6 protein-coding genes are annotated in these 6,010 nt (G+C 29.7%); all 6 read left to right on the plus strand.

Annotated features, from left to right (window positions below; all coding sequences use genetic code 11):
• Positions 1-370 precede the first annotated feature (370 nt).
• Positions 371-613, plus strand: coding sequence for a hypothetical protein (locus J7E66_RS07540; protein ID WP_214998828.1), 243 nt, complete (start codon positions 371-373; stop codon positions 611-613).
• Positions 614-707: 94 nt separating this feature from the next.
• Positions 708-1,772, plus strand: a complete 1,065-nt coding sequence (locus J7E66_RS07545) for a nucleoid-associated protein (protein ID WP_214998830.1) — start codon at positions 708-710, stop codon at positions 1,770-1,772.
• A gap of 2 nt (positions 1,773-1,774) precedes the next feature.
• Positions 1,775-3,679 carry a DUF5011 domain-containing protein gene (locus tag J7E66_RS07550; RefSeq protein WP_214998832.1) on the plus strand — a complete coding sequence of 635 codons (1,905 nt, stop codon included), beginning with the start codon at positions 1,775-1,777 and terminating at the stop codon, positions 3,677-3,679.
• A gap of 497 nt (positions 3,680-4,176) precedes the next feature.
• Positions 4,177-5,370, plus strand: coding sequence for a restriction endonuclease subunit S (locus tag J7E66_RS07555; protein ID WP_214998834.1), 1,194 nt, complete (start codon positions 4,177-4,179; stop codon positions 5,368-5,370).
• Complete coding sequence (locus J7E66_RS07560) at positions 5,363-5,875, plus strand: hypothetical protein (protein ID WP_214998836.1); 513 nt, start codon at positions 5,363-5,365, stop codon at positions 5,873-5,875. The genes J7E66_RS07555 and J7E66_RS07560 overlap by 8 nt, the downstream gene beginning before the upstream one ends.
• A partial coding sequence (locus tag J7E66_RS07565) for a hypothetical protein (RefSeq protein WP_214998838.1) occupies positions 5,829-6,010 on the plus strand: 182 nt, incomplete at its 3' end. The genes J7E66_RS07560 and J7E66_RS07565, both read left to right, overlap by 47 nt.

Here is a 6,010-nt window from a genome sequence, read left to right on the forward strand (position 1 = left end):
CCTTAGGGATGATATAGAGGGTTTTGACTTTCTAGGCTTTCATAATCGTAAGTTACCAACTCGAAGGAAGGGCGGACTCACTTTGTATTCATGTCTCATGTACCGAAAAAGCCGTATGAGGGAAATCCTCAAGTACGGTTTGATGAGGCGAAACTCCGCATTCAATTTAATAAGTTACATTGATTTACATGAATAATTTAGAAAAAGTTAAAGGTCCAATTTATCACCAAATGGGAAGATGCCCATATAATTATAGTGTAAGTGTATATTGATTGAAATTTATTTTTGTTATTTTTTTAAAAAATTTTTGATTAATAATATTATTATTGGCTAGTATATTGATATTAAATAATTGAAAAGAGGAAAAAAAGTGAAAAATATTAAAGTTTCACTCGGTATTGAAGCTAATGTATCTTTGGATTCAAAACTAAAAGAAAAAATTGAAAAGGAATATGGAAAAAATTTGACGGATATAGAGGCAGCAGAGTATTTGCTTTACGCTTTTCTCAATCCCAAAATACATTCGATAAATGAAAATGAAGTAGAAGGAATTTGGGATAATGTATGTCAATTTAATGGGAAGATTAATGACTTTGAACTAGTGAACTTTTGACAGGGATGTAATCCCTGCTTTTTTAATTCTTTAAATTAATGCTATATTATGGTAATCTTGGTGTAGTCAATGATTCTAAGGGAGAGAAATGCAAGTGGAAGATATACAAATAAATCGTTTTATTGCTCATTACATGGATTTAAATCAAGAAAAACCTACATTTGTCAATGCCTTATTTGATATTACTGATAAAACAATAACTGAAATTTTAGCCTTCTTTTCCACGCATGTAAAAAAGGCATTGATAACACCACAATTAAAATCATGTTCATTTAAAAGTAATACTGGGAGAGTAGTTACTCACTGCAATAACATTATTGCCGATCCAAATAATGATGGTCTTTTTATTGAATCAACCAAGCAAATGACAAATGAATTGTTCGGATTTATGAAAACTACGAGTACGACTAGTTCAGGAACCCTAATTTTTCTTGATTATACTGACAGAAAAACTACTCAACAATACCTTGGTATTTTAAAAATGGATCCAAATCGGGGGATTGAATTAGACACTACCACCTTAAAATTCACTTTACGAGAATATATGTTACCTAGTATAAAAGAGAAATTGCACAAATCAGCATTTATTAAGCTTAAAGAAAATCTATTAGCGGATTTAGCACATTTATCCGTATTAGATAAACAACAAAAATCTGACGGGGTCTCTAAATTCTTCTTAGACAATTTTCTTGACGCGAAGGAAAATACAAACGATAAGAAAATGACTCAATTATTATCGGAAACATTAATTGAAGTGGCCCGAGAAGAAAAGTTTGAAAACATAATGGCTTTCAAATCAAGAATTGATTCTTCGTTAAAAGACGGGGATACCATTAACGTAGACAACGTACTTGAAAATATATTTAGGAGTATTGGAAAAGGAGAAGAAGATACTGAGGATTTAACCGAAAAAGTTAAACTAAAAATGCGGGAAAGAAATGAAGACGTATATTATGAATTTAAAGTCGAAAAAGAAGAATCTTATGCCATCTTAGTCAGTGAAGATACTAATCTAAAATTGTCATTTCCAAGTGGACTTTTTCGAAAAAAAATATGGATAGAAGATTATAATGATAAAGACAGTGGGGAAGTTGGCACGTATATTAAAATTGTAGGAGAACAGTTAGCAGAGAAGGTAAAATATAAGAAGAAGAGATGATTATGAATAATAAACTAATAGAATTTAATAAGTTTATTAGTACTTTGGATTTGAATTTTGAACTAAATTTATCAAGTGAAACCATCGAAGTTAGCACCTACAACTTAAAAACAGCATATCGCAAATTTAAAGATATTCTGAATAAGGACAATTTCGAAAATTATCTAGAAGACGACGATGTTACTTTTGAATTCAATATTGATGGTAACCGTTTTTATGACAAGGAATTTAGAGAATACGGATTCTTAGAGGATGAAGAAGTTAATATTTCTCTATTAATTAACAAAAAGGATTTTTATGATTTAAATTCAAATGAGATTCTATTTTTTGATTTGAAAAACTTTAGTGATTGTTTCAATTTTTATTATGCGGAATTTAGAAAATTCTTAGATGAATACGATGAAAATAAGTATATTAATATTTACTTACCAATATCAGAACATTACGAAAATAATTTTTTAAAGATTTTACCTTACAATATAAAAATTGCAGCGAATGAAAATATATTAGATGACATAAAGGTTGAAGTGAAAAGAATAAAAATAGTAAGGGGGGATTATTCTAGAATTGAGGAGTGGTATCCAAATCCTGATTTTTTTAATTTTTATTCCAATACAATCAAGGAAGACATTATTAAAACAACACTAGATAAAAATCTGTTTTATTTGTGCTTAATTCATGTATGTAACAAAGAAAAAGATAAGAAGTTTATAATCAGAGGTAATAAAAGCATTGAAATAGAATGGACAAATGACTTTGTTCCTCAAAATACAAAAGCATTTCTAAAAATGATTAAATTCATTTATAAATTAGAGAAGTTTGTCTACGACAAATTGGAAATTACCCGTAATGTATTCAGTACTTATTACTACCCAAGTAGTAAACTTCAAGATTTAGATAATCAATTAATCAACATTGAACAAACAGTGGAAAGACATTTTAATTTATATATTTCAGACAAAGTAAAAGATTATTTTTCAAATACAAAAAACGCAATAGAAGAAGCAAGGAAATTTGCCTCTTCGGCAAGTGATGCCTCTGACAAAGTGGTTAATAGCATTAATATAGCAATGATTGGTATGGTTACATCTATTTTTTCTGGCGTAGTTGCTCTTTCTAAAGGGGATTTGATATTTTTAGTTATTGCTATGGGTTTACATATTATATATTTTTGGGTTTCTTTTAAATATAACCGTTCGTTTGCACTAAAAAAAATTATGCAAATTTATCGATCGTTTTACAGAAGTATAAATAGAATACCTTCTGTTTCCAAAGAAGAATGGAAAGAGATTCAAATAGATTTTTTACAGCCAAGTATTAAAGAAATAAAAATTAATTTACGAAAATATAAAGTACTAACATATAGGCTTATATTGTCCTCGTTCATCATTGCTTTATTATTTATTGGTTATAAGGTAATTGGAAACTATTTAAATGGTCATGGCAAACCAATTATTTCAGGTGCTTCTTCAATGAAAATTAATATTAATTCGACATTTAATCCTAAAACTGGGGTAACTGCAAAGGATTATGTTGATGGTGATTTAACAGGTATAATACAAGTTACAGGTAAAGTAGATACCAATAAACTTGGAACATATCCACTAACTTACACGGTTACTGATAAATCTGGAAATATTACAATAGTTAAAAGAAAAATAAAAGTCGTGGATAATGTTTCACCAGTTATTGTAGGAGCAAAAAATAAAAATATTAATATGAATTCATCATTCAATCCAAAAGCAGGAGTTACTGCAAAGGATAACGTTGATGGTGATTTGTCTAACTTTTTAATAATATCGGGTAGTGTAAACACACAGAAAATAGGCAAAAACATACTAACTTATACTGTTAACGATAAATCAGGCAATAAAATAGTGATTAAGAGGAAAATAACAGTAAAATAACTTTGATTAGAAAATAAGACGGTAATACTGAAGTGTATGGTGTTTAAAACTAGCCATACACTTCAGTATTTCTTTTGTTTGGTTTTAGTAGGGTATGGGGTTAAGTCGAAAATAATTACTTCCATTACTAACTAAAACCTCAATTAAAAGTTTGGTCTTGTTTTTTTAAAATATATATTAGGTGTCAATATAGCCAATAAAATTACAAAAAATGTAATTTTAAATTAATAGTTGGTAGAATAGTTGGAAATATCCCTTTAAAGGTGTTTATTAAAAGATTGTTTTAAAGTTTTAACGCTCCCCGCTTGCTTTCAACAAATCTTAAGATGAATCGTTAGATAAATACTTTGTTTCAGCTCTCGTAGTTTATTTCAATATTTAATTATTTACTGTTTAACTAAAGTTGGTTCGTTTAAGATATATAATTTTGACTTTTAAAAAGGGGTTAGAAATAATTATTATCGCAGAATTTATTGATGTTGTTAGGAGCTAAAGAAATGGCGAAAAAAAAATTTTTTTCAAATGAGTGGCGAAATGTGCCGCTTGAAGAACTAGCTTTGCTAGGTAAAAGAGCAGGTGTTTCTGCAAAAAATATGTTAAAGTTTACCGAAGTCTATCGAGTTACTCATCGTCACTTAAGCAAAGATCCATATATTTTTGGTCAAAAGTGTTCAAAAGAAGTGAGTATAAATGGACAAGAGAGAGTGTATCAAGAAGGGACTATTTTGGTCTCACTTGACAGGTTACATCGTGGAATTGGTTTGCTTAGGATAAAAGCAACCACAGAAAATAGGATTTGTGCAATTAAATTAAAATCCGACAAACTTATTCCCGAGTATTTATTTTATTACTTTTGTTGGTTACGTGGACATTTCCCTAATTACAAACGGTGGAATATAAGTGATTTTAGAGAGTTAATGATTCCTCTTCCGCCTCTTTATATTCAACAATATATTGTGACTTTATTATCAAAAGTCAGGGAACTAATAAAAAAAAATAGAGAGGCAATTACACTCATAGATAATTACATTATGGCACTTTATTTATCAGAAGCTGACCAGCATGAAGGAAATGTTAACTATAAAAAAGGAAGTTTAAGAGAATATGCAACAAAGATAGAAATTGGTGTCCCCTTCAGAAATGATGACGAAATTTCGTCTTACATTCCTATTTTAAAGAAAAAATCAGACATATTTCTTCTTGATTCATGGGATAAAAATATGAAATATGAAGTCGAAAATGGGGGATTAATTAGGAATATTCCTCTTGCAGAACCTGGAGATATCTTGTGGTATTTGAAAAATGATGGGCCTAGCGAAGAACCGGCAGCAATAGTGCATACATGGAATTGGCCTATTTCCTATTCTAATGATTGGGTTAGAATAAGACCACTATCTCACATTTCTGCGGAGTACTTAGCAGCATTGTTATGTGTAGAGTACCCACAAATCAATACGATTTTTCGTTCGCGCAGATTAAAGCAGATGGTTGAGCACCTTTATAGACTTCCAGTCCATATTCCTAACGAAGTTAACCACAGGTTCTTTACTACCATGGCAAGAACATCTAACAATATTACAAAAAAACATCGACGTTCTTTAAAGCACTTAGTACAACTGCATGAGTCTTTGAATATTGAGTTTTTTGAAGAAACGAAATTTAATTTAGAGAGAGGGAATAGTGATGACTAAAGAAGACTATGCCAAAAAAGTAGCAGATCGATTATGGCGTATATGTTATGTCAATAAAATCGCAGATTCGCTTAATATTTTAGAGCATCTTGGATTTTTGCTGTATTTTCGATCTTTAGAGCGGAGATACCATAAAGATATCAGGATTTGGGAATATATGGTAGATGTAATTAAAAACCAGGATTACAGAGAAGTTGTATCTTTCTATAAAGAAAGATTGCTTGAAGCTCATAAGTTAATTAATGTAAATCAGGAGTTATTTAGAGATTTACAAATATTACCATTTCCTTTTGGTGATAATACGTTTATTGAATTAATTAAATATTTAGATGCAGAGTTTGAAGATTCTAAAAGTGACATGGAAAATAACTTATATGGTCAAGTATTTGAACATTTAATTATGAAAATAGCTTCACAGGGCTCAATTTATGCAAGGGATGAGTCATGGAGGTATTTCTATGAAAATGCAAGAAACAGTGAATGGTGTGTATGTTGGACAAGATAAATTTGAAATGGAAGGGGATTATACTGCTACCATTAAAATAGATTACAACAGAGAAAAATACAACGGAGAAAAAGATTTTCGATTGTTTACACTGCACATAGTTTTCGTAAAACTGTTATTGATATATTATTTAGT

This window comes from Bacillus sp. ISL-7 (genome assembly GCF_018613065.1).